Raw genomic sequence first — 21308 nt, 5'->3', positions numbered from 1 at the left:
ATAATAGTCTGATGTATTCACCCCCAACGGAGGACACGTGACCGGCACGCACGGGTTCACCCTGCACAGCTGGGCGATACTGCTCCACATCGTCCTGTTCGTCTACTGGCTGGGCGGCGACCTCGGCGTCTTCTACTCCAGCCGGTTCATCCTGAAGAAGGAGCTGTCGGCGGAGGCCCGCGGCGTCGCCGTGAAGATCATGCACGTGGTCGACATGGCGCCGCGGATCTGCCTGGTGCTCTTCCTGCCCAGCGGGATCACGCTGATGGCCGCCGATGAGCTGGGCCGCGACATGTTCTACGGCTGGCCGCTGGTCGCCATCTGGGTGCTGTCACTGGTCTGGCTGTGGCTCGTCATCACCGACTACCGCAGCGCCCCCGGCCGGTTCGGCGACATGGTGCACCGGACCGACTTCATCGTACGCGCCGCCCTGGTCGTCGGCCTCCTCGGCGCCGCCGCCTACACGTTCGTGGTGGACGAGCCGTTCGGCGTCACGTCCAACCCCAAGTGGCTCGCGGGCAAGGTCGCCGCGTACGCGCTGTGCATCGCCGGTGGACTGATGATCCGTGTAAAGCTCAGACCCTTCGGTCCCGCCTGGGGCAGGCTGCTCACCAAGGGCAGCGACCCCGAGGTGGAACGCGACATCCGCGGCGCCGTCCAGGGCAGCATCCCCTACGTCATGATCATCTGGACGATGGTCGTCCTCGCGGCCGTGCTGGGCGTGATCAAGCCCGGCACGACGGCGTACTAGATGCGCCCGCCGGGCACGCGCGGCAGGACGTCAGGCGGGATGGTGGCCGAAGCGCTCGGAGAGATGGTGCACCGTCTTGAGGAGGGCGGACGCGCACGCGTCGGCCTCCTCGGTGAACCGCTCGATCGGGCCGCTGACGCTGATGACGGCGATCGGCCGGGCATGCTGGTCGAGGATGGGCGCCGCGACCGACGCCGCGCCCGCCTGCCGCTCGGCATTCGAGCGCGCGTACCCGCGGTCGCGGATCTCCGCGATCTCCCGCCGCAGCCGGGAGCCGCCGGCGATCGTGGCCGGCGTGAGCCGCTCGAGCGCCGGTTGCGCCAGGTAGTGGTCGATCTCCTCGTCGGACAGGAACGCCAGGAACGCCTTCGACGACGCGCCCGCGTGCAGCGGGTACGGGACACCGAGCGTCACCGACATGATCAGCTCGCGGCGCGGGGTCACCTGGTCGATGTAGGAGCGCGTCCAGCCGGAGCGGACCGACAGCGTCGCGGTCTCGGAGGTGGTCTCGGACAGCGCGACGAGCTCCGGGCGGGCGACCGTCCGGACGTCGAGGCGTTCCAGGTAGGCCATCCCGAGCTTCATCGCGCCGATGCCGAGGGAGTAACGGCGCGTCGCCTCGTCCAGTTCGATGAGCCCGTGCCCGCGCAGCGAGGTGAGGATGCGGTGCACCGCCGCCTTCGACAGCCCGAGCGCGTTGGCCACCTCGGTGACGCCGAGGGTCGCCGCCCGCTGCTCGGCGAAGTGCATCAGGACGTCGGCCGCCCGTTCCACCGTGGCGATCGTCTGGCCGGTGGCCCCGCGCTCTTCGGTGCGCGGGGAAAGCTCGCTCGGCTGAGCGGTGCTGCTCATCGACGTGGTTCCTTCCACGTGCAGGGGGACGAATGCGTTTCGATCAGTGTAAAGCCGTTCCGCTAAGCGAATGATCTCGGGCGGACCGTGTAGCCGTCCATCAATGAAACACGATTTCACCGTCAGAACAGGGAGGAACACCGATGAAGACTCCGCTCAGCGCCACCGAGGGCATGCTCCAGGCGGTCATCGACCGTGATCTCGACGCCACCCTCGACGCGTTCTCCAAGGAAGCCGACGCCTACGTCTTCCCCGAGGGGCCCCGCTGGACGACGCGCGGCGGCGACCGCATCGAGAAGGGCTGGCGCGCGTACTTCGAGGCCCCCGTCGGGATCAACGGCTACCGCTGGATCGAAGGCCCGCACGTGTTCGAGAACGACACGCTCGGCCAGGTCACCGGCGTCCTCGACTACGACGTGCACGGGGACGGGCGCGAGGGGCGGCTCCGCATGCGGATGACCTGGCTGCTGCGCGCGGAGCGCGACCGCTGGTGCATCATCCACGAGCACGGCTCCCAGCCCCTCGCCGACCCCTACGGCGCGGGGGACTGGTGGCCGGACGGCGCCCGCCCCCTCGGCACCGAGGCCTGAGCCCCATCGCGGGTTGAGCGAGGACGCGGCCCAGGCAAGATCGTGGCCCAGGCGAGAACGCGGGTCAGGCGACCTTGGACTCGCTGATGATCGTCCGCTTGTAGAGGCGGTCGCCGTCCATCCAGTGCCAGGTGCGGCACTTGTGCCGACCGTCGCGGGAGAGCTGGATGAGCTCGTACAGGTAGTTGTCCGGGTCGGTCTTGTACGACCACGTGAGGACGATCGACTGCTCGTCCACCTGGCTCATCTCGCCGATGATCCGCTCGTTGTCGAAGTGGCAGACGTCGCCCCGCATGCGGCCGCCGAACTCCAGGGACTGCACGGTTCCGTCCGCCCACGTGTAGGTGTTGACCTGGCGGATGTCGTACGAGCCGTCCTCGGGGACCCAGCAGCGCAGGTGCGAGGCGTGCCGGTCGATGATCGTCCCCTCGGCGTCGACGTGGATGTACTCCCCGCGCCACTCGCCGAGGTGCTTGCTGTTGATGGGCATGCCCGGAACTCCGGCGCGCATGGGATTCCTCCTGGTCACAGGGTTGGACGATGGGTCGGCGGCGGTTCGGGAACCGCTGTCCGGGATCCTAGCAATATTGGAACAGTATTCCGCAATATGGAACAAGGAGGTTCGCTGATGAGCGAGCACACCCCTGACCCGCTGGTGGAGGGGATCACCGCCGCGGTCGTCGGTGTCACCGACTTCGGCCCCCACCTCGACTTCTTCGGTGGCCGGCTCGGCTACGAGGTCGCCGCGCAGGGTGCCGTCCCGGCCGCCGCCGCGGACGCGCTGTGGGGAACCGGACCGGCCGACGTCGAGGCCGTGGCGCTCGCCGCGGCCGGCGCCGGCACCGGCCGGATCCACCTCGTCCGCGTCCCCGAGCCGCTCGCCGCCGCGGCGCAGCCGCACAACCTGGACGACGGCCTGATCGGCATCGACATGTACGCCAAGGACATCCAGGTCGCCCACGCGCGGTTCGCCGAGGCGGGCATCGACTGGTCCACGCCGCCCGCCACCTACGGCGTCGCCGTCGGTGAGAACGAGGTCATGGTGACCCAGGGCGTGTGCCCGGCGCCCGACGGCACCGCGGTCGTGTTCGTCCAGCCCGCCGCCGTTCGCGGGACCGCCGCGTGGGACGCCGACCCCGACCGGCTCTACACGGAGCTGACCTCCGTGGTCTGCCACGTCCCGGACGCGGAGGCCGAGACCGCGTTCTGGGGGCCGGACGGCCTCGGCATGTCCGTCTGGTACGACGTGACGTTCTCCTCGCCGGGCTTCGACACCGTCGCGGGGCTGCCCTCGGGCACCCGGATGCGGCTGGCGTTCCTCGCCGGCGCGAAGACGGCGCGCATCGAGGTGACCAGCGCGGAGGGCGAGCACGGGGTCGACCGCCGCCCCCTCCAGCGTCCCGGCCGCTCCCTCGGCCACAGCGGCTGGACGGTCCGCACCCGCGACCTCGGCGCGGCGCTGGAGAGCGTCCGCCGGACGGGCGGCCAGGTCACCGGTGCCCCGGTAGAGACCGACGACCCGCTGCACGGCAAGGCCACGGCCGCGCCCGCCACCACTCCCAACGGCATAGCGGTAACCCTCTACGAAGCCCGCTAAGACGACTCCCGGCCCGGACCCTGGCCAGCGAGGCCGCTCCTGCGAACCATCGGCGGAGCGGCAACCCGAGTCGCGCTGGTCAGGCGGTCCAGAACTCCAGGTCGACGCCGTCGGGGGACGTCGCCGTGAAGGCCCGGCCGCCGCGCAGGGTGCTCTTGACGACGGGGCCGGTCTTGGCGCCGGCGCCGGTCAGGAGGGTGTGGGCGGCGTCCAGGTCGGCGACGGGGAACACGCCCGCGTGCATGCCGGACTTGAAGGCGTCGTCGCCCTTGGGGAGGTCGAGGCCGGGGAAGCTGATCAGCTCGACGCGGGCGCCCTGGCCGTCCCAGAAGAGGTCGAGGACGATCTCGGCGTCCAGGTCGTCGATGCCGATCAGCGCGGCGACCGCCGGGTCCACGAGCCGCTGCGAGTAGAGGGATTCGAGGCCGAGCGCCGTCCAGAAGGCGGCGTCGCAGCCGTAGGTGAGGTGGACGGCGGCCTGCAGTTCCGAGTGGCGTCGCGTCTCGTCGTGGTCGAGGATGCTCGCCCGGCGGGAGCTGCCCTCGACGAGGACGACGCGGATGCCGCCGGGGGCGATGATGCCGCACTCGGCGAAGGGCCGTCCGCCCAGTTCCCAGCGGGCGATCGGGGACGGGGTGCCGCCGGCGGCGGTCAGCTCGGCGACGCTGGCCTCGATGTCGCGGGTGTAGACGTCGACGGCGTAGCCGCCGGAGGCGATGGCGGTGCTGCCCTCGGGGGCGGCGACCAGGAGCAGGCCGCCGGTGTCGGCGCCTTCGGGGAGGAAGAGGACTTCCTCCGCCGGGCCGGTGAGCCCGTACAGGGCGGTGGCGGTGTCCGTGTCCAGGGTGTCGCGGCCCCGTTCGGTGTAGCCGAGGACGGACAGGAACGCGGCGGCGGCCGCGAGGTCGTGGCATCCGAGGACGGCGTACCGGGGGCTGCTGAGCATGGGCTCTCCAGGATCGATGGCCGGGTGATGCTGCGCATGCTAGCTGAAACGTTGTTCCGTATAAAGGAACGATCGCGGGCGACCATCGGAGGGCCAGGCGTCTGACGGCGCACGAGTCTGGTGATCAGAGGCGGGATGCGCGCCTGGATCGTCCGCTTCCTCCGGCCGCAGGTATTCCATTTATCGGAAAGCTGTTACAAGATGGCCTCCGCAAGCGCTGTTACGTGACGACGTTGCGTACAGCGGAACGACTGGAGGACATTACATGATCTACCTCGTATACCGGATGAAGCTCAGCGAGCGGTCCCGCCGCAACCAGAAGGAGTTCTGGGCGTGGCTGGAGGACCGCGAGCGCTGGTTCTACCGCGACCTCCCCATGGTCAAGGAGGTCCGCTGGTACTACAGCGTGATCGGTCAGGTCTACACGATCGAGAGCTGGGCGGCGTTCGAGGACGAGGCGGGCTGGGGCGCCTACCGGGCCGCGCTCGGCGGGCTGAAGGCCGACGCCGACTGGGAGGGCGAGCGCGTCACCCAGGACGACTGGTGGGAGTTCCTGGACACCAGGATCGTCACCGACCCGCCCGTCCCCATCGGCCTGCGCCGGGACTGAGCCGGAAATGACCGCCATGCCCCAAGAGACCCGCGCCACCGAACGGCCTGGCCAGTCGGCCTCGACGGTGGAACGGGCGGCGGACGTGCTGGTGCTGTTCGCCGAGTCCGGCACCCGGACGCTCGGCGTCACCGAGATCGCCGACGCGCTCGGGCTGTCCAAGCCGGCCGTCCACCGGATCCTCACGTCGCTGCGCAGCCGCGGGCTGGTCCAGGTGGACGAGGAGACCCGCAGGTACGCGCTCGGGCTGACCGCGATGCGGCTCGGCCTCGCCTATCTGGACCACATCGACGTCCGCCGGCTGGCGGCTCCGGACCTCGTCGCGCTGTCGCGCTCGACCCGGGAGACGGCGACCCTGTCGGCCCGGGTCGGCGCGCAGCGCGTCTACATCGACCAGGTGACCCCCGACCGGGAGGTCATCATGTCGGTGTCGCTCGGCGTTCCGTTCCCGCTGCACGCGGGCGCCTCGTCGAAGGCGTTCCTGGCCTTCCTCCCGGACGCGGAGATCGACGACTACCTGTCGGTGGACCATCTCAGCCGGCTCACCGACCGGACGGTCGTCGATCCGGAGGCGCTCCGGCTGGAGCTGGCCGCGATCCGGCGGCGCGGGTACGCCCGCTCGTTCGCGGAGCGGCAGTCCGGCGCGGCCTCGGTCGCCGCTCCCGTCTTCGACCATCACGGCGTCCCGGCGGCGGTGGTGAGCGTCTGCGGGCCGGTGGAGCGCTTCCGCGGCGAGGCGGAGGCGTGCGCCGACGCGCTGCTCGCGGTGACGGAGGGGCTCTCCGCTCTGATGGGCCACATGTCCGAGTCGGACTGAAGACCCAGCGCCGCCATCCCGGCCAACTGGCTGCCGTGAATCGGCGGCGTCCATGCAGCTCAACACGTAAGATAACGTCCAGATCCGAAAAAGTCAGACCTATTGACACCGGGTCCGGCCCCTCTATACCGTCCATCGGTACGGAACCGCGTTCCGATAAGAGGAACATCCTGGCGGAGGTACAGATGCGCAGATCAGTTGTCACGGTCGCCGCGGGCATCGCGGCACTCGCCGTGGCCGCGACCGGATGCTCGGGCAAGGCGTCCGGCGACAAGCCGGATATCCAGATCGCGCTGGTCGGTCCCATGAGCGGCCCGTTCGCGGTTCTGGGCATCTCCCAGCAGAACTCCATCAACGTGGAGATCGAGCGGATCAACGCCGCCGGGGGTCTGGACGGCGCCAAGCTGAAGCTCATCACCCGCGACACCGGGCTCGACCCGGCCAAGGGTGTCCAAGCCGCCAACGAGATGGCCGGCGACGAGACGGTTAAGCTGGTCGTGGGCCCGTCCATCACGGCGTTCTACGACGCCACCAAGGGCATCTACGAGAAGAACAAGAAGGTCAACTGCCAGCCCGCCGTCTCCACAGGCAGCTTCGCCGACCTCAAGTACGGCTTCCGTTCGCAGGACCCCTTCGACCTCGACGGCGCGAAGGTCGTGAACTGGCTGAAGTCGGAGGGCGTCAAGTCGCTCGGCCTGGTCTACGAGGCCGACGACACCGGCAAGGCCACCGACAAGCTGATGAAGGAGCTGCTCCCCGAGGCCGGAATCGAGTACCTCGGCTGGGAGACGAGCCGCGACGACGACCAGAGCCACCGCGCCTACGTCGAGAAGTTCAAGGACGCCGGAGCGATCATGGTGTCCAGCTCCGTCGGCGGTTCCAAGACGATGGCGGCCGCGGCGCAGACCGGCTTCAAGGGCGAGATCGTCGGCGCCGGCTCGGGCATGCAGAACATCTCGTTCATCGAGGCCGCCGGTGACGCCGCCGACGGCGCCGTGTTCCCCGCCGCGCTCTACGAGTACCCGAACCGCAAGGACCGGTCGGAGTGGCAGCCCGGGTACCGCACGCACACCGAGGCGATCGAGAAGAAGTACGGCAAGAACGTCGGCCCGAAGAGCGGCGCCGAGTCGCCGAAGGGCACGGCCATCGCCGCCGACTGCATCTTCGCCTTCGAGCAGGGCGTGAAGGCCGCGGGCGGCGTCGACGACCCGGACAAGCTCGCGTCCGCCATCGAGGGGCTCGACCTCCCGGCGGACAAGACCCCGTCCGGGAACGCCATCAAGCCCGGTGACCGTCACGAGTTCTACAACGACGTCCACCTGTACCAGTGGAAGAAGGACGACCAGGGCTGGTACACGGTGGAGCTCAACGCCTCGTGAGTGCCCAGGTCTGGATCGACGGGCTCTTCTCCGGGGCCGTCTACGCCCTGGTCGCGCTGGCGCTCGCGATCGTGTTCCAGCCGACCCGGGTGATGAACTTCGCCCAGGGTGAGCCGATCGTCCTCGGCGCGGCGATCAGCTACCAGGTGGTGGCGCTGTGGCAGTGGGGGTGGCCGGCCGCGCTGGCCATCACCCTGCTGTTCGGCGTGGGAATGGGCCTGCTCAGCGAACGAATGATCATGCTTCCGGTGCGGCTGTCCGGCTCCCGGTACGCGTGGATCATCGCGACCCTCGCGGCCGCGCTGATCTTCCAGTCGCTGTTCACGATCAGCTACTTCGACGTGGACTCGCTGCGTCCCAAGGCGCTGGCCCCAGGCCAGCTGGAGATCTTCGGGGTGACGCTGTCCTGGCAGCAGCTGCTCACCATCGTCGTCGCGCTCGCCGTGATGGCCGGATACGACGCCTTCCTGCGGCTCACCGCGTACGGACGTGCGATCCGCGCCGCCTCGCACGACGGGGAAGCCGCCGTGATCATGGGCATCCCGGTCCGCCGGGTCGTCGTGTTCAGCTTCGTGATCGCGGGCGTGATCTGCGCCTTCGCCGGCATGCTGGCCGCGCCCATCCTGTTCATCGGCCCCGCGTCCGGCCTGATCTTCACGATCAAGGGGTTCACCGCCGCGGTCATCGGCGGTGTCGGCTCCCCGCGCGGGGCGCTGGCCGGCGGCCTGATCGTCGGGATGCTGGACTCCGTGGTCCGCAACGTCGCGGGCGCCACGACCGGCGACTTCGTGGTCTTCGGGCTGCTGGCGCTGATCCTGGTCCTCTTCCCCTCCGGCCTGTTCGGCAAGCCCATGGAGGCCCACTGATGAAGCGCGCTGCGACGCAGGACGCACTGGCGCACGGCGCATCCGCGCCCGGGGTGCTGATGGAGGTGCACCGATGAGCGCATCGGCGAAAACAGAGGCGCCGGCCCGGACGTCCGTCCAGAGCCTCGCGCTGCGGTGGCTTCCGACGGCGCTGACCGTCGTCGCCGTGGCCGTGCTGGTCGCCTGGCCGTCGATCACGAACTTCTACAGCTACAACGCGTCGTACTACAACGGCATCGTGGCGTCCGCCGCGATCAGCGCGGTCCTGACGATCTCGCTGAACATGTCGATGGGGTACGCCGGGCTGCTGTCGATGATGCACACCGGCCTTCAGCTCGTCGGCGGATACGCCGTCGCCTACACGACCGTGAACGCGGGCCTGCCCTGGTACCTAGGCATGGTGCTGGCGATGGCGCTCGGAGCCGTGTTCTCCGGGCTGGTGCTCAGCATCAGCCTGCGTGCCACGTACCTGTACTTCGGCATGATCACGCTGGCCGCCAACCTGATCATGGTCGAGACCGGCAATGCCTGGGAGGCCGTCACCGGCGGCGTCACCGGCATCGTCGGCGTGGCCCCGGGCGGCCTCAGCAAGGTGCAGTTCTACTACGTCACGATCGCCGTGCTGGGGATCGTGTACATCATCCAGCGCAACCTGGTCCGCAGCGGTGTCGGACGCGCCGTGATGGCGGTCAAGGAGAGCCCGGACACCGCCTCGGCCCTGGGCATCAGGCCGACCCGCACCAAGATGCTGATGTTCACCCTGGCCGGTGCGATCGCCGGGCTGTCGGGTTCGATGTACGCGCTCCAGCTCGGGTTCATCAACCCGGACGTGGGGATCCTGGACAACGGCCTGGTGTTCTTCGTCGGCCTGTTCCTCGGCGGGATCGGTACCCTGGTCGGCCCGGTGATCGGCGTCACGGTGATCGCCACCGTCGTCGAGCTGATCAAGGACCATGCCCGGTACACCACGCTGATCCTCGGCTGCACGCTGCTCCTCGCCATGATGATCATCCCGAAGGGCATCGTCGGGACCTGGCGCGCCAGCAAGCTCGGCCGTCCGGCCGAAGGCGAGGACACCGAACCGACCGGGGGCCTGCCCGAGTCGGTGCTGCCCGGCGCCGTCGACCCGGACGTCCCGGCGCTGGAGGGCCGCGGGCTCGTCAAGCACTTCGGCGGCGTCAAGGCCGTCGACGGCGTCGACATCTCCGTCGCCGCCGGCAGCGTGCACGGCATCATCGGCCCGAACGGCTCCGGCAAGTCGACCACGGTCGCCTCCCTCACCCGCTTCCTCAAGGTGGACTCAGGTGAGGTGCTGATCTGCGGCGAGCCGGCGCCCGACAAGCCGTTCGCGGTCGCCGAGCGGGGCGTCACCCGCGTCTTCCAGGTACCGCACCTGTTCGCGCAGCAGAGCGTGATGGACAACGTCCTCGCCGGGATGCGCCGGCGGGAGCGGTACGGCGTGCCGTCGGCGATCCTGCGGCTGCCCCGCTACCGCGACCGCGACGCGACCTCCCGCGAGGAGGCCGCCCAGCTGCTCGCGTTCGCCGGTCTGTCGGGACGGTCCGAGCAGCTCGCGGGGTCCCTCTCGCACGGCCAGAAGCGCCTGCTCGAAGTGGTGCGGGCGGTCGCGTCCGGGCCGCGCGTGCTGATCCTGGACGAGCCGGCCACCGGCCTCGTCCCCGCCGAGATCGACGCGCTCACCCGGCTGTGCCGCGCCTTCCGCGACCACGGCCTCGCCGTCGTGCTGATCGAACACAACATGGACTTCGTCATGAAGGTCTGTGACGAGCTCACCGTCATCGACAGCGGCAAGGTGATCGCCTGCGGCCCGCCCGCGGAGGTCCGCGCCGACCCGGCGGTGCTGGAGGCCTACCTCGGCCGCCCCGACCTGGTGGAGGACCTGTCATGACCGCATTGCTGGAGATGACCGGCGTCCAGGCCGGATACGGGGGCGTCCGGGTCCTGGACGATGTGAGTATCACGGTCGGGGAGGGCGAGTTCGTCGTCCTCCTCGGGCCGAACGGCGCCGGCAAGAGCACGACCCTCAAGGTGCTGTCGGGACTGCTGAAGCCGTCCTCCGGCTCGGTGTCGTTCGCGGGCAAGGACATCACCCGCGTCCCCGGATGGCGCCGCACGGGTATCGGCATCGGCCACGTCCCCGAGGGCAGGCGGATCTTCCCCGACCACACGGTGCTGGAGAACCTCCAGCTCGGGAGCTTCCCGCTGCGCCACAGCCGCGCCCGCACGCAGAAGCTCATGGACGAGGTCCTGGAGCTGTTCCCGGTCCTGGCCCAGCGCCGTGACCAGGCGGGCGGCACGCTGTCCGGCGGCGAGGCGCAGATGCTCGCCGTCGCCCGCGCCCTGATGAGCGAACCGAAGCTCCTCATCCTGGACGAGCCGTCCCTCGGCCTGGCCCCGCTCAAGGCCGCCGAGCTGTTCTCCTACATCAAGCGGCTGCACTCCGAACGCGGCATCTCGGTCCTCCTGGTGGAACAGCTGGCACTCATCGCCCTCCGCCTGGCCGACCGCGCCTACGTCCTCGAAAGGGGCCGGATCGGCCTCTCCGGGACGGCGAAGGAAGTGGAAGCCGACCCCATGGTGAAAACCCTCTACCTGGGCGGCGACACCGCCGCCTGAGCGCCTGTTCCCGAACCCGGAGCGCCGGAGCCCACGGCCGCGTCGGACGCGGCCAGGTCTCCGGCGCCCTCCTGATCCTTCGCCCTGACCCGGGGCGTCGATCGAGCCGGGACGCTCCGGGGTTGTCGGCGCGGCGCCGCGGCGGACGGGGTCACCAGGGGACGGTGCCGTCGTCGTCGAAGAAGCCGCCGCGCGGTCCGTCGTCTGGGAGGGTGGCGAGGCGGATGGCGATCGCGGCGCCTTGCTCGGGTGTCCGTGGCGCGTTGAAGCCGGTGAAGTCGGTCGCCACGTAGCCGGGGCAGCAGGCGTTGACGATGACGTTGGTGTCGGCGAGTCGGCGGGCGTACTGTGCCGTGAGGCTGTTGAGCATGGTCTTCGACGGTGCGTACGCGGCCATGATCGGGCCGGTCTGCAGCGTGAGCGAGCCCATGTTGCTCGACATGTTGACGATGCGCGGTGAACTGGCGCGACTCAGCAGCGGGAGCATCGCGTTCGTCACCCGCACGACCCCGAACACATTGGTGTCCAGGACGGTGCGGACGCCGTCGAGGTCGAGCGTCGTCGGATCCTGTGCGCCCTGGTCGGTCCGGCCGGAGATGCCGGCGTTGTTGACCAGGACGTCGAGCCGCCCGGCCGTCCGCTCGATGGTCGCCGCGGCGGCGGCGACGCTGTCGTCGCAGGTGACGTCGAGTGCGACCCCGAACGCCCCGGCGCCCGCGGCACGCAGGCGCTCGACGGCCTCTTCGCGCCTGGCATCGTCGCGGGCCCCCACCGCGACCGTGAAGCCTCTCGCCCCGAGGCCGTGGGCGATGGCGAGACCGATTCCCTTGTTCGCACCGGTGACCAGCGCGGTTTTCGTGTCCTTCACGCCGTCCATACTTGGCGAACCGCGGATGCGGCGTCCAACACCGAACCGGTCGGCTGTGATACCCACCAGGTATCAGGAGTTAGGGTGGACGCGTGGACGATCTTGAGACCCGCGAGCTCAGGTACTTCGTCGCCGTCGCCGAGGAACTGCACTTCGCACGCGCCGCCGGTCGGCTCGGGATCGCACAACCGCCGCTCTCCCGCGCCATCAGCCGGTTGGAGCGGCGGCTCGGCGTCCGGCTCCTTGACCGGGACCGCCGCAGCGTGGCGCTCACCGATGCCGGCAGGGTGCTGCTTCAGGAGGCCAGAGCGGCCCTGGAGGCGGTCGGGGCCGCTGCCCGTCGCACGCGCCGAGCCGGGGACCCCGAACGGCCGCTGGTACTGGCGACCAAGGCCGGGGCCTCCCACGAACTGCTGCGACGGCTCCTGGCCGCGGTGGCGAGCGAGCCCGGTGCGGCACCGCTCGAGGTCCTTTTGTGCGAGGTCGGCGAGCAGGCCCGGCTGCTGCGCGACGGGCACGCCGACGTGGCACTCATGCATCACCCCTTCGACGACCTGGCCGGATTCGACACCGAGAACCTCCGCGTCGAAGGCCAGGTCGCGATCCTTCCCGCAGGGCATCGGCTCGCGTCACGCGACCTGCTCACGATGGCGGACGTCCACGACGTGCCGGACCTGCCCATCGCTCGCTGGCCCCGGCTCGACGGGACCTACCCCGACGGGCCCGGACCCGAGGTCCACACCCAGTCACAACTCGCCCAACTCGTAGCACTCGGCAGAACGCTGCTGGTCATCCCCGCCTCCAGCCGCGCCTGGCAGTGGCCCGAGCACGTCTCGGTGCCCGTCGTCGACGCCCCAGAAGTGACCACGATGATCGCTTGGCCGCTCAACAGCCGCTCCCAAGCCGTCGCGTCGCTGGTCAGCATCGCAAGCAGGGTGGCGGCAACCTGACACCGGAGCGACGAAGCCGAGCAGCCGCCCCCTCCATTCACGGCACCCGGCAGGTCGCGCGGCTTTCGTTCCCTGCGAGCCCCGCCCCTGTCCAACGTGCGAGTTCGCCTCGTTGCGGTTCGACCTCGACGGTGGATCAGCCGTCTGCTGGCGGGGGCCGCGCGGCACAACGAGAAGTGCCCCGGGCCGTCGGGCCCGGGGCACTCTGCGTGGTGCGGTCTGGAGTTACATGCCGTCGCCGTTCCAGCGGCCGGCGCTGCGGCTGCGGACCGGGCGGCTGGAGAGGATCGGGGCGGGGATCGGGTCGCCCTCGTTCCAGCTGCGGCCGGCGCCCCAGACGTGCGCGAGCTCGTCGGTGCGGTCGTCCGGGTGCTCCAGGGAGCGCGGCTCGGCGCCCCAGTCGGCGCTCACCGGCTCGTGCTCGTGGTCGTGGTCATGGTCGTGGTCATGGCTGTGACCGGGGCCGTGGCCGCCCTGGAGGTTGGCGGCGTCCATGGCCTTGGCGATCGCGATGAGGCTCTTGTCGGTGCCCGTGCCGTGCTGGACGTAGGGCTCGTCGATCTGGCCCTGCTTGCGCTGGAACTCGATGGAGGCGCGCAGGTTGGCCATGTCGCTCTCGCTGCGGCCGGGGGAGCCGACGCCCAGGTCGTGGGACGAGGCCGACCAGCGCATGCGGCCGTCGTCGCTCGGGCCCCAGTTGATGGCCTCGCCGCCCCAGCGCACCCATTCGCTCTGGGTGTACCAGTTGAACAGCTCGCCGTCGGAGCGCAGCAGCCAGGTCGCGCCGCCCTCCATGCTGGTGAAGTGGCCGTGCTTCACGCGGGCGGGACGGAAGAAGTAGGTGCCGAGGTCCAGGGTGCCGAAGTTGTACTCCATGTGGCCCTGGACGGTGTAGGCCTCCTCGTAGCACGGGTGGTGCGCGAGGCGGTGGTCGGTCCAGCCCTCCTGGGCGTGGACGAGCCGGGTGTAGAAGCCGGTGACCGGGTCGACGTGCAGGTACTTGATGAAGAGGCCGGGCATGGGACCGGGGTTGGGCACCGCGTCCCACTTCATCGCCTCACTGTCGATGACGAGGACGTCCTCCTTGGAGTCCTTCCACCGCGGGGCGTTGGTGTTCTGGACGGCGTCGAAGCCGGCGTCGCCGTACTCGCGGTAGTGCAGGATGACCGTGCCTTCACTGAACGTGATGGCCTCGGTGGGGACGCCCTTGGGGGCGTACACGTACCCGCCCTTGCCGATCTGCTTGCCGTTGTAGGTCATCGACCCTTCGAGCACGTAGTACTCGGTGTTGGCGTGGTGGATGCCGGGGCCGCGGCCCCAGTCGGTGTGGAAGGCGATCCGGAGCGAGCAGGAGCCGTCCTCCTCGTCGACCGACAGCCTGCGCTCGCTGGCGCGACCCTCGCCGCCGACGAGTTCGGCGGCATGCCAGATGTAGTCGTTCTCCTGGATGAGTTCGACATGGGGACGCATATGGGCACCTCTCTCAACTCAAATTGGTGATTGGCCGGGGGTGGGGGTCAGCGGTCACGGAGCTCGCGCTTGAGCACCTTGCCCGCGGCGTTGCGTGGAAGGGCGGGGAGGAGTTCGATGCTGCGCGGCACCTTCGGGCCGGACAGCCGGTCCCGGCAGTGGGTCTCCAGCGCGCCGGTGTCGATCGACGTGCCGGGGAGGGCGACGACGTACGCGGCGACGCGCTCGCCCCACTGCTCGTCGGGAAGCCCGACGACGGCGCAGTCGGCGACGCCGGGGAACGTGGCGATGACGTCCTCGACCTCGCGGGGCGCGATGTTGATCCCGCCCGAGATGATCATGTCTTTCTTGCGGTCCACGATGTAGATGAACCCGTCCTCGTCGCGGACGACGATGTCTCCGCTGGTGAGGAAGCCGTCGGGGGTCGTGCAGCCGTCGGTGGCGGCGGTGTCGCGCAGGTAGCCGTTCATGAGGAACGGGGAGCGGCTGAACAGTTCGCCGCGCTCGCCGGGCCCGACGGGGTCGCCCGCGCCGTCCACGACGCGGACCTCGGTCATGTACCAGGGGAGGCCGACGGAGCCGGCGCGGTCGGCGTCGGCCGGGCGGCAGTTGGTGACGACGCCCGCCTCGGTGGAGCCGTACAGCTCGTGGACGCCCGCGTGCGGGAACGCCTCCATGACCCAGTCCTTCAGGACGGCGGGCAGCGCCGCGGCGTTGAAGTAGAGGGTGTCGAGGCTGGACGCGTCGTAGCGGCCGAGGGCGCCGGACGCGCGGAGCGTCTGCGCGTGGGTGGGCACGAGGAACGCCGACTGCGCGCGGTGCTTCTCGGCGAGGGCGAGCATGTGCTCGGGGTCCCATTTGGGCAGCATGACCACGGTGCCGCCGGCGACGACGGGCGCGTAGTCGAAGACCATTCCGGCGCCGTGGTACATCGGCGCGACGGCGAGGCTGACGCGGCGGGCGCCGAGGCCCCATTCCATGGCGGACAGGTAGCACATGAGGGTCCGGGCGCGGTGGCTGCTGAGGACGCCCTTCGGCTTCCCCGTCGTGCCGGACGTGTAGTACAGGCAGCAGGCGTCGTTCTCGTCGATGGCGACCATCGGGTCGGTGGCCTGCGCGGACTCCAGTGCCTTCTCGTACGATGCGGCGCCGTTCGAGTCGATCCGCAGGACGGTCTCGACCGGGCCGGACGGCTCGCCGTCGGAGATGTGGGCGCGGGCGCCCGAGTGCTCCATGATGTAGGACTCTTCGGCGTCGGTGAGCCTGGTCCCGATGGGGACGAGCACCAGCCCGGCCTTGGCGGCGGCGGCGATGACCTCGGGGAACTCCAGCCGGTTGCCGAGCCGGACGGCGACGCGGTCGCCGGGCCGCAGCCCGCGTGCGAGGAGGGCCTGGGCGAGCCGGCTGGCCCGGTCGTCCAGGGCCCGGTAGGTCAGGCTCCGATCGCCGTCGATGACGGCGAGGGTGTTCGGCGTGGAGGCGGCGAACTCACGGACGCCACCGGCCATCGACAGTGGCGCGCCGCCCCGGAACAGTGTCACGACGCTCACCTCCATGTTCCGTAAATCGGAATCGAGTTCCATCCTGTGTTATTTCGAGAGCTTGCCGGGTGCCCGCGGGCGAGTCAATGCCCGCACGTGAGAAAGTCAGACGTATAACACCCGGCCCTCGGCGGCGGCCTCGTTCAGCCGAGTTTGACCTCGTTGATGAGGGTGCGCTGGTAGCAGACGCCGTCCCGGACCCACTGCCACACGCGGTTGCGGTTCCGGCCGTCCTCGCTGAGGTGGATCAGCTCGAACAGCCGCAGGTCCTCCCCTTCCGCCTTGTAGATCCAGTTCAGGTAGACGATGCGCTCGTCCACCTCCCAGAACTCGCCGCGCAGCCGCTCGGTGTCGAACGTGCAGTGCCCGTTCCCCTGGTAGACGCCGGGGAACACCCGCTGCTCGGTCCGCCCGTCGGCCCAGGTGTAGTCGTTGACCTGGTGGTAGTCGTGCTCGCCGCCGCCCGGGAACGTGCAGGTCAGCAGCGAGTCGTGCCGGTCGGTGACGTTCCCGTCGGCGTCGACGTAGATGTAGGTGCCCTTCCACTGGCCCTCGTGCCGGGCGAGCAGCGGCATGTCCTCGCGGATCGTTCCCATCGTGTTCCCTTTCGTGCGGGCGTCTGCGTGTCAGCGGGTCTGCGTGTCAGCGGGTCTGCAGGTCAGCGGGTCTGCCGGTCAGCGGGTCTGCGTGTCGGCGGGTCCGGGAGCCGGCCGGCCGGTGACGCGGTCGATCGACTCCTGCTGCCTGCGGGCGAACCAGGAGCGCTCGGGCGGACGTCCGTCCAGCCCGTTCGGCCGCTCGACGTCGTGCCGGGCGTACTCGTCCGCCCACAGGCCCGGCTTCACGCGGGACAGCAGGTTGCCCATGCCGGGGCGGGCCCGGTTGCGGCGCAGCGCGGCCACGTCGACCTCGGCGTAGGCGACGACGCTCTCCCCGCCCCCGGCCTCGACCAGCACCCGGCCCTCGAAGTCGACGATCTTCGAGCCGCCGGACGTCGAGTCGCCCGGGATGGGGATGCCGTGCAGGCCCCCGCTGTTGGCGGACACGACGTAGGCGATGTTCTCCACGGCGCGGGCGCGCCGGCCGATCTCCTTCGGGGTCAGCGCCGGGCTGGTCACCTCGGACGTCGAGTGGCAGAACACCTCGGCGCCGCGCAGCGCGAGCGCGCGGGCGAGCTCGGGGTAGAGGATCTCCTCCGAGGCGATGCAGGCCAGGTTCCCGATCTCGGTGCGGGCCACGGGGAACACCGCGTCCATGCCGTAGAGGTCCAGGTAGCGGTCCCACACGTCGTAGGGGGACGGCGAGTACAGGGAGTGCAGGCGGCGGTAGCGCAGCACCACCTCGCCGGCCGGGTCGATCACGAAGGACGCCTGGAAGTACAGGCCGGGGAAGTTCGGGTCGGTCTCGTAGGCGTTCCCGGACAGGAACACCCCCTCGCGGGCGGCCACGGCGGCGAGGGCCTCGTACTCGGCGCCGCCGGGGGCCAGCGCCGCCATCTCGCTCCAGCGCTCGATGGGCTCGCCCATGGGGAAGCCGCTGAGGACGTACTCGGGCAGCACGACCAGGCGAAGGTCGGGTCCGACCCAGCGCTTGGCGGCGGCGACCTCGCCGCCGATCCGGGCGATGGACGCGGCCATCGCCTCCCGCGCCTCGTCCGGGGACAGGCCGTTGACCGCCCGCGTCCGCGTCTGCAGTGCGAGTGCGCGGTAGGACGGCCCCGCGGGTGTCGCGGTCTGACCCATGCCCTCACCTCTCCCTGAACCACCCGGAACGCCGTTACGTTATGCGGAATCTAGGTGCGTGTGCAAGGGTTCTGACCCCTTGACGACCAAAAAGTCTGATGTTTACCTACAAAGGTAGCTCCTCCGAGGGGGAGCGGGACCGGAGGAGGTGCGGGTTGACCGTCTACGAAACCCAGACAGGCCGGTACTACGAGGACTTCGCCGTCGGCGACGTGTTCCGGAACCCGTACGGCCGGACGGTCGGCGAGACCGACAACGCCCTGTTCTCGCTCCTGAACACGGACGCGAACCCGGGCGACCCCGGCGCCGGTCCGGCCGGACCCGTCGGATCGGCCGGCCCGGCCGGACCCGTCGGCCCGGTCGGCCCGGTGGGTCCGCCGGACGGCAAGGTCGTCGTGAACTCGGGACTGACGGTGGCGCTCGTCCTGCACCACTCGCTGATCGACATCGGCCGGGACGCGCTGACGAACCTCGGCTGGGACCAGCTCCGGCTCACCCACCCCGTGTTCGTCGGCGACACCCTCTACGCCGAGTCGCAGATCACCGACATGTACGACTCCGCGTCCCGCAGCGACGCGGGCATCATCACCGCCCGCACCCGGGGCCTGAACCAGGACGGCGACGAGGTCGTCTCCTGGACCAGAACCGTCATGCTCCACAAACGCCGCACCCGCCAACGCCGCACCCACCGCCGATGAACGTGCTCAGCCGTCGTCCGGGCGCATGAGCATGAGGGCGGTGGCCTCGACCATCGCCTCGCCCGCGGCGTCGACCGCCACCCACCGGTACTCCTGGACGAGCTTGCCGCTCCCCGTCTCGCGGGACGGGCCGGGGGTGAGCCGGACGCGCAGGCTCGTCCCCGCCGTGACCATCTTCAGGAACCGCACCTCGCGCAGCTCGATCAGCGCGATCGCGCGGCCGAGCAGCCCCGACCGCTCCACCAGGCCGCCCATCAGCAGCAGGACGCCCTGCCCCGGCATCGGCGCGCGGGCGCCTCCGGCCCGCTCGTCCAGGCCGGGGTTGAACAGCGGGTGGGTGTAGCCGCCGAGGCCGACGAGCCCGTCGATGAGGGGCTGAGTGACCTCGACCGCAGGCGTGACGGCCGTCTCGCCGCCGGACGGCGCGTCCGTCATCGGCGGTTCCAGACGGGGTCGCGCTTCTCCACGTAGGCCCGGTAGCCCTCGTCGGCGTCCGCGACCTCCTCGTGGAAGCGGGTGAACAGCTCACGCTCCAGCCGCAGCCCCTCGGCCAGCGTCACGTCCGGCGCCGCGTTCAGGAGCCGTTTGAGGGTCGCCGTGACCGCCCGCGAGCGGTTCCCGAGCGAGTCGGTGAGGCGGGTGACCTCGTCCATCAGCTCCGCCCGCGGGACGCTGGAGAGCGCCAGGCCCCAGTCGGCGATCTCGGGGCCCTTCAGCCACCGGCCGGCGAGCAGCAGCGCGCGGGCGCGCTGGTCGCCGATCTTGCGCGGGGCGCGCTGGGACGCCCCGGCACCCGGCACGATCCCGAAGTCGCTGTGCGTGTCCCCCACCTTGGCCTCGTCGGCCGCGATGACGAAGTCGCAGGCCAGCAGCAGTTCGAAGCCGCCGGCGCGGGCGAGGCCGTTGACCGCGGCGACGCTCGGCAGCGGGCACGCCTCCAGCCGGTCGAGGAACGCGTGGTAGCGGCGGATGAACGGCACGAACACCCCGGGCGGGTCGGCGAAGCACTCGCCGAGGAAGCCGATGTCCATGCCGACGCTGAACGTCCGTCCCGTCCCGGTGATCACGAGGGAGGTGAGCGAGCCGTCCCGTTCGGCGGCGTCCAGGGCGGCGTCCAGGCCGTCGAGGGTGTCCGGGGACAGGCTGTTCATCCGCTCCGGCCCGTTCAGCGTGATGGTCATGACCGTGCCGGTCACCTTCACGTCGACCTTCGTCATGTGCGTGGGGCCCCCTCTGGGTCGGTGACGTCCCGGACGAAGTCCAGGAGCGCCGTCGCGAAGTCGTCCGGGGCGCGCAGGTGCGGCTGGCCGCGCAGTCCGGACAGGATGACGAGCCGGGCGTCGCGGGCGAGGTCCATCGCGAGCGCGTCCTTGGCGGCGAGCCGGTCGAACTCCGCGTTGAGCAGGAGGACCGGCGCGTCCACCGCCGCGAGGGCGCCGGACGGGTCGTACCGGAACGCGGCCTGGTAGCCCCACGCGTAGCGGTCGGCGACGCGCATCAGCTCGGCCACGGCCAGGTGGAGCATGTCCTGCGGGACGTCCGGTCCCCAGGTGCGGAGGTAGCGCTCGACGGCCCAGGGGAACTGCGAGCCCTCGGCGTCGATCGGCGCGTCGGGCGTCCAGTTCGCGAGGAAGGCGGCGCGCTCGTCCTCGTCGAACAGCGGGACGCCGCTCAGCATCAGGCCCGCGGCGGGCCGGAGACCTGCGGCGGGCAGGTGGGCGGCGGTCGCGAGCGCGATGGACGCCCCGCTGTGGACGCCGCCGAGAACGGGACTCTCCATCCCGATCCCGGCGGCCGCCTGTGCGAGCACCCGGGCGTAGTCCGGGATCTCGAAACCGGGCCCCGGCGGCGGGTCGGACGCGCCGTAGCCGGGGGTGTCGAACGCGACGGCGCGGGCGTGCCTGCCGAGCGCGGGCAGCAGGTCCTCGTAGACCCGGGAGGAGAGGGGCGACTCGTGGAACAGTCCGATCCACGGGCCGGAGCCGCCGTTGATCCGGTAGTGGACCTGGCCCCAGTCGGTGTCGGCGTAGCCGCCTTTCGTCTTCATCGCGTGCCCGCCGTTCGAAGTCGAATACATCAGACATAAGAGTAACGGGCGGCCATGAGGTACTGTCAATGGATACGAAGAGACCCGCTTGCAGGTCAGGTGAAGTGGGCAAAGATGACGTGATGGTTGCTTGACGCACTGTTGGCAATACATCAGATTTATCGGCCGACCAGCCACGGAATCGGGAGGTCCCCGGTGGACATCGCGCGAGAGAACACCGCACTGCTCGTCGTCGACATGCAGAACGGCTTCATCGAGGACAAGGGGTCCATGGCCAAGGTCGGCCTGCCGCACGAGGAACTGCGCCCCGCGGTCCCCGGCTGCCGCACCCTGATCGACGCCGCCCGCGCCGCCGGCGTCCCGGTGATCTTCACCCGGTACACCTTCCAGCCCGGCTACGTGGACGGCGGCCTGCTGCCGAATTACATCGTCCCGGCGATGAAGGAGGTCGGGTCCCTCGCGGCGGGCACGTGGGACGCGGAGATCGTCGACGAACTGGCACCGGCCGAGGGCGAGATCGTCATCGACAAGTCGCGGCCGAGCTCCTTCTACGGCACCCGCCTGGAGCCGGTGCTCACCGGCCTGGACGTCCGCTCCCTGGTCATCTGCGGCGTGACCACGAACATCTGCGTGGAGACCACGGCACGGGACGCGGGCCAGCGCGACTACTTCACCCACGTGATCAGCGACGCCACCGCCGAGTTCGACAAGGCCCGGCACGAGCACGCCCTGACCGGCATCGGCTTCCTCTTCGGCTGGATCAACACCGTCGACGACGTCGTCAACGCCTGGTCCTGATCCGGGCCCGGCACCGACTCGTTCATCCGTGGTGGTTTCCGTGCTCGGCACGGAGGCGGCCCGCGCCCTGGCCGGGCGAGGCTGTGACCACAGCGATCAGCCCGGCGGGCATGCCGGGCCGACCACGACCCACCACCACGGGAGTGACC

The 21308-nt window shown here is 70.4% G+C and carries 23 protein-coding genes; 12 read left to right on the top strand and 11 right to left on the bottom strand.

Going from position 1 to position 21308, the window contains the following annotated elements:
- The first annotated feature begins 37 nt into the window (after nucleotides 1-37).
- Entirely contained in the window at nucleotides 38-751 is a 714-nt protein-coding gene (locus E1285_RS01090) for a hypothetical protein (RefSeq protein WP_243722455.1), read from the top strand.
- Nucleotides 752-781: 30 nt separating this feature from the next.
- Here the strand turns inward: E1285_RS01090 and E1285_RS01085 are convergent, their stop codons facing one another.
- A complete protein-coding gene (locus E1285_RS01085) occupies nucleotides 782-1603 on the bottom strand; it encodes an IclR family transcriptional regulator (RefSeq protein ID WP_132146663.1) in 822 nt (273 codons plus the stop codon).
- 143 nt (nucleotides 1604-1746) lie between these two features.
- Here E1285_RS01085 and E1285_RS01080 point away from each other — a divergent pair, with 143 nt between their 5' ends.
- Nucleotides 1747-2193 (top strand): nuclear transport factor 2 family protein, encoded by a 447-nt coding sequence (locus E1285_RS01080; RefSeq protein WP_132146660.1) that lies wholly within the window; start codon nucleotides 1747-1749, stop codon nucleotides 2191-2193.
- 64 nt (nucleotides 2194-2257) lie between these two features.
- Here the strand turns inward: E1285_RS01080 and E1285_RS01075 are convergent, their stop codons facing one another.
- The gene (locus E1285_RS01075; protein ID WP_132146657.1) at nucleotides 2258-2704 is read right to left on the bottom strand and encodes a DUF3598 family protein; all 447 of its coding nucleotides are present in this window, start codon (nucleotides 2702-2704) and stop codon (nucleotides 2258-2260) included.
- A 117-nt stretch (nucleotides 2705-2821) separates the two neighbouring features.
- Here E1285_RS01075 and E1285_RS01070 point away from each other — a divergent pair, with 117 nt between their 5' ends.
- On the top strand, nucleotides 2822-3790 hold the full coding sequence (locus tag E1285_RS01070; protein ID WP_132146654.1) for a hypothetical protein: 969 nt from the start codon (nucleotides 2822-2824) through the stop codon (nucleotides 3788-3790).
- A gap of 79 nt (nucleotides 3791-3869) precedes the next feature.
- Here E1285_RS01070 and E1285_RS01065 read toward each other — a convergent pair whose 3' ends face one another.
- On the bottom strand, nucleotides 3870-4736 hold the full coding sequence (locus E1285_RS01065) for a VOC family protein (RefSeq protein ID WP_132146651.1): 867 nt from the start codon (nucleotides 4734-4736) through the stop codon (nucleotides 3870-3872).
- A gap of 265 nt (nucleotides 4737-5001) precedes the next feature.
- Here E1285_RS01065 and E1285_RS01060 point away from each other — a divergent pair, with 265 nt between their 5' ends.
- From E1285_RS01060 to E1285_RS01035, 6 genes are all read left to right on the top strand, one after another.
- Complete coding sequence (locus E1285_RS01060) at nucleotides 5002-5346, top strand: hypothetical protein (RefSeq protein ID WP_132146648.1); 345 nt, start codon at nucleotides 5002-5004, stop codon at nucleotides 5344-5346.
- 7 nt (nucleotides 5347-5353) lie between these two features.
- Nucleotides 5354-6163, top strand: a complete 810-nt coding sequence (locus E1285_RS01055) for an IclR family transcriptional regulator (protein ID WP_132146645.1) — start codon at nucleotides 5354-5356, stop codon at nucleotides 6161-6163.
- Nucleotides 6164-6348: 185 nt separating this feature from the next.
- The gene (locus E1285_RS01050) at nucleotides 6349-7542 is read left to right on the top strand and encodes an ABC transporter substrate-binding protein (RefSeq protein WP_132146642.1); all 1194 of its coding nucleotides are present in this window, start codon (nucleotides 6349-6351) and stop codon (nucleotides 7540-7542) included.
- A complete protein-coding gene (locus E1285_RS01045; protein WP_165966410.1) occupies nucleotides 7539-8408 on the top strand; it encodes a branched-chain amino acid ABC transporter permease in 870 nt (289 codons plus the stop codon). The genes E1285_RS01050 and E1285_RS01045 overlap by 4 nt, the downstream gene beginning before the upstream one ends.
- A gap of 73 nt (nucleotides 8409-8481) precedes the next feature.
- Nucleotides 8482-10317, top strand: a complete 1836-nt coding sequence (locus tag E1285_RS01040; protein WP_132146636.1) for a branched-chain amino acid ABC transporter ATP-binding protein/permease — start codon at nucleotides 8482-8484, stop codon at nucleotides 10315-10317.
- Complete coding sequence (locus tag E1285_RS01035; RefSeq protein WP_132146633.1) at nucleotides 10314-11045, top strand: ABC transporter ATP-binding protein; 732 nt, start codon at nucleotides 10314-10316, stop codon at nucleotides 11043-11045. Before E1285_RS01040 ends, E1285_RS01035 begins: the two co-directional genes overlap by 4 nt.
- Nucleotides 11046-11196: 151 nt before the next feature.
- Here the strand turns inward: E1285_RS01035 and E1285_RS01030 are convergent, their stop codons facing one another.
- Nucleotides 11197-11922 (bottom strand): SDR family oxidoreductase, encoded by a 726-nt coding sequence (locus E1285_RS01030; protein ID WP_132146630.1) that lies wholly within the window; start codon nucleotides 11920-11922, stop codon nucleotides 11197-11199.
- Between the two features lie 83 nt (nucleotides 11923-12005).
- Between E1285_RS01030 and E1285_RS01025 the strand changes: the two genes are divergently transcribed.
- Nucleotides 12006-12863 carry a LysR family transcriptional regulator gene (locus tag E1285_RS01025; protein ID WP_132146627.1) on the top strand — a complete coding sequence of 286 codons (858 nt, stop codon included), beginning with the start codon at nucleotides 12006-12008 and terminating at the stop codon, nucleotides 12861-12863.
- A gap of 225 nt (nucleotides 12864-13088) precedes the next feature.
- Here the strand turns inward: E1285_RS01025 and E1285_RS01020 are convergent, their stop codons facing one another.
- The 4 genes from E1285_RS01020 to E1285_RS01005 form a co-directional block, all read right to left on the bottom strand.
- On the bottom strand, nucleotides 13089-14333 hold the full coding sequence (locus E1285_RS01020; protein ID WP_132146624.1) for a DUF4437 domain-containing protein: 1245 nt from the start codon (nucleotides 14331-14333) through the stop codon (nucleotides 13089-13091).
- Between the two features lie 47 nt (nucleotides 14334-14380).
- Nucleotides 14381-15883, bottom strand: a complete 1503-nt coding sequence (locus E1285_RS01015; RefSeq protein ID WP_243722454.1) for an AMP-binding protein — start codon at nucleotides 15881-15883, stop codon at nucleotides 14381-14383.
- 134 nt (nucleotides 15884-16017) lie between these two features.
- Nucleotides 16018-16470: a DUF3598 domain-containing protein gene (locus E1285_RS01010; protein ID WP_132146621.1), complete on the bottom strand. Its 453-nt coding sequence runs from the start codon at nucleotides 16468-16470 to the stop codon at nucleotides 16018-16020.
- 78 nt (nucleotides 16471-16548) lie between these two features.
- Complete coding sequence (locus tag E1285_RS01005; RefSeq protein ID WP_132146618.1) at nucleotides 16549-17616, bottom strand: nitrilase-related carbon-nitrogen hydrolase; 1068 nt, start codon at nucleotides 17614-17616, stop codon at nucleotides 16549-16551.
- Between the two features lie 155 nt (nucleotides 17617-17771).
- On the opposite strand from E1285_RS01005, the gene E1285_RS01000 reads away from it, so the two are divergent.
- Nucleotides 17772-18314, top strand: coding sequence for a MaoC family dehydratase (locus E1285_RS01000; protein ID WP_132146616.1), 543 nt, complete (start codon nucleotides 17772-17774; stop codon nucleotides 18312-18314).
- 6 nt (nucleotides 18315-18320) lie between these two features.
- On the opposite strand, the gene E1285_RS00995 is transcribed toward E1285_RS01000, so the two are convergent.
- The 3 genes from E1285_RS00995 to E1285_RS00985 are packed head-to-tail and all read right to left on the bottom strand — an operon-like array spanning nucleotide 18321 to nucleotide 20391.
- Nucleotides 18321-18749: a hypothetical protein gene (locus E1285_RS00995; RefSeq protein ID WP_132146613.1), complete on the bottom strand. Its 429-nt coding sequence runs from the start codon at nucleotides 18747-18749 to the stop codon at nucleotides 18321-18323.
- On the bottom strand, nucleotides 18746-19531 hold the full coding sequence (locus E1285_RS00990) for an enoyl-CoA hydratase/isomerase family protein (RefSeq protein WP_132146610.1): 786 nt from the start codon (nucleotides 19529-19531) through the stop codon (nucleotides 18746-18748). The genes E1285_RS00995 and E1285_RS00990 overlap by 4 nt, the downstream gene beginning before the upstream one ends.
- Complete coding sequence (locus E1285_RS00985; RefSeq protein ID WP_165966409.1) at nucleotides 19528-20391, bottom strand: alpha/beta hydrolase; 864 nt, start codon at nucleotides 20389-20391, stop codon at nucleotides 19528-19530. Before E1285_RS00985 ends, E1285_RS00990 begins: the two co-directional genes overlap by 4 nt.
- A gap of 165 nt (nucleotides 20392-20556) precedes the next feature.
- Here E1285_RS00985 and E1285_RS00980 point away from each other — a divergent pair, with 165 nt between their 5' ends.
- The gene (locus E1285_RS00980; RefSeq protein WP_132146604.1) at nucleotides 20557-21159 is read left to right on the top strand and encodes an isochorismatase family cysteine hydrolase; all 603 of its coding nucleotides are present in this window, start codon (nucleotides 20557-20559) and stop codon (nucleotides 21157-21159) included.
- Nucleotides 21160-21308 lie beyond the last annotated feature (149 nt).

The organism is Actinomadura sp. 7K507, assembly GCF_004348425.1.
Taxonomy (GTDB): Bacteria; Actinomycetota; Actinomycetes; order Streptosporangiales; family Streptosporangiaceae; genus Spirillospora.
The sequence above is the reverse complement of the archived record's forward strand: the minus strand, read 5'-3'. Positions and strand labels throughout refer to the sequence as shown.

Excerpts from the sequence above, each read along its gene's own strand:
- E1285_RS01080 (WP_132146660.1), top strand. The coding sequence starts at position 1,747 with ATGAAGACTCCGCTCAGCGCCACCGAGGGCATGCTCCAGGCGGTCATC.
- E1285_RS01040 (WP_132146636.1), top strand. The coding sequence starts at position 8,482 with ATGAGCGCATCGGCGAAAACAGAGGCGCCGGCCCGGACGTCCGTCCAG.
- E1285_RS01075 (WP_132146657.1), bottom strand. The coding sequence starts at position 2,704 with ATGCGCGCCGGAGTTCCGGGCATGCCCATCAACAGCAAGCACCTCGGC.
- E1285_RS01010 (WP_132146621.1), bottom strand. The coding sequence starts at position 16,470 with ATGGGAACGATCCGCGAGGACATGCCGCTGCTCGCCCGGCACGAGGGC.
- E1285_RS01020 (WP_132146624.1), bottom strand. The coding sequence starts at position 14,333 with ATGCGTCCCCATGTCGAACTCATCCAGGAGAACGACTACATCTGGCAT.
- E1285_RS01065 (WP_132146651.1), bottom strand. The coding sequence starts at position 4,736 with ATGCTCAGCAGCCCCCGGTACGCCGTCCTCGGATGCCACGACCTCGCG.
- E1285_RS00985 (WP_165966409.1), bottom strand. The coding sequence starts at position 20,391 with ATGTATTCGACTTCGAACGGCGGGCACGCGATGAAGACGAAAGGCGGC.
- E1285_RS01055 (WP_132146645.1), top strand. The coding sequence starts at position 5,354 with ATGACCGCCATGCCCCAAGAGACCCGCGCCACCGAACGGCCTGGCCAG.
- E1285_RS01060 (WP_132146648.1), top strand. The coding sequence starts at position 5,002 with ATGATCTACCTCGTATACCGGATGAAGCTCAGCGAGCGGTCCCGCCGC.
- E1285_RS01030 (WP_132146630.1), bottom strand. The coding sequence starts at position 11,922 with ATGGACGGCGTGAAGGACACGAAAACCGCGCTGGTCACCGGTGCGAAC.
- E1285_RS01005 (WP_132146618.1), bottom strand. The coding sequence starts at position 17,616 with ATGGGTCAGACCGCGACACCCGCGGGGCCGTCCTACCGCGCACTCGCA.
- E1285_RS00990 (WP_132146610.1), bottom strand. The coding sequence starts at position 19,531 with ATGACGAAGGTCGACGTGAAGGTGACCGGCACGGTCATGACCATCACG.
- E1285_RS01085 (WP_132146663.1), bottom strand. The coding sequence starts at position 1,603 with ATGAGCAGCACCGCTCAGCCGAGCGAGCTTTCCCCGCGCACCGAAGAG.
- E1285_RS01050 (WP_132146642.1), top strand. The coding sequence starts at position 6,349 with ATGCGCAGATCAGTTGTCACGGTCGCCGCGGGCATCGCGGCACTCGCC.
- E1285_RS01035 (WP_132146633.1), top strand. The coding sequence starts at position 10,314 with ATGACCGCATTGCTGGAGATGACCGGCGTCCAGGCCGGATACGGGGGC.
- E1285_RS00995 (WP_132146613.1), bottom strand. The coding sequence starts at position 18,749 with ATGACGGACGCGCCGTCCGGCGGCGAGACGGCCGTCACGCCTGCGGTC.
- E1285_RS01070 (WP_132146654.1), top strand. The coding sequence starts at position 2,822 with ATGAGCGAGCACACCCCTGACCCGCTGGTGGAGGGGATCACCGCCGCG.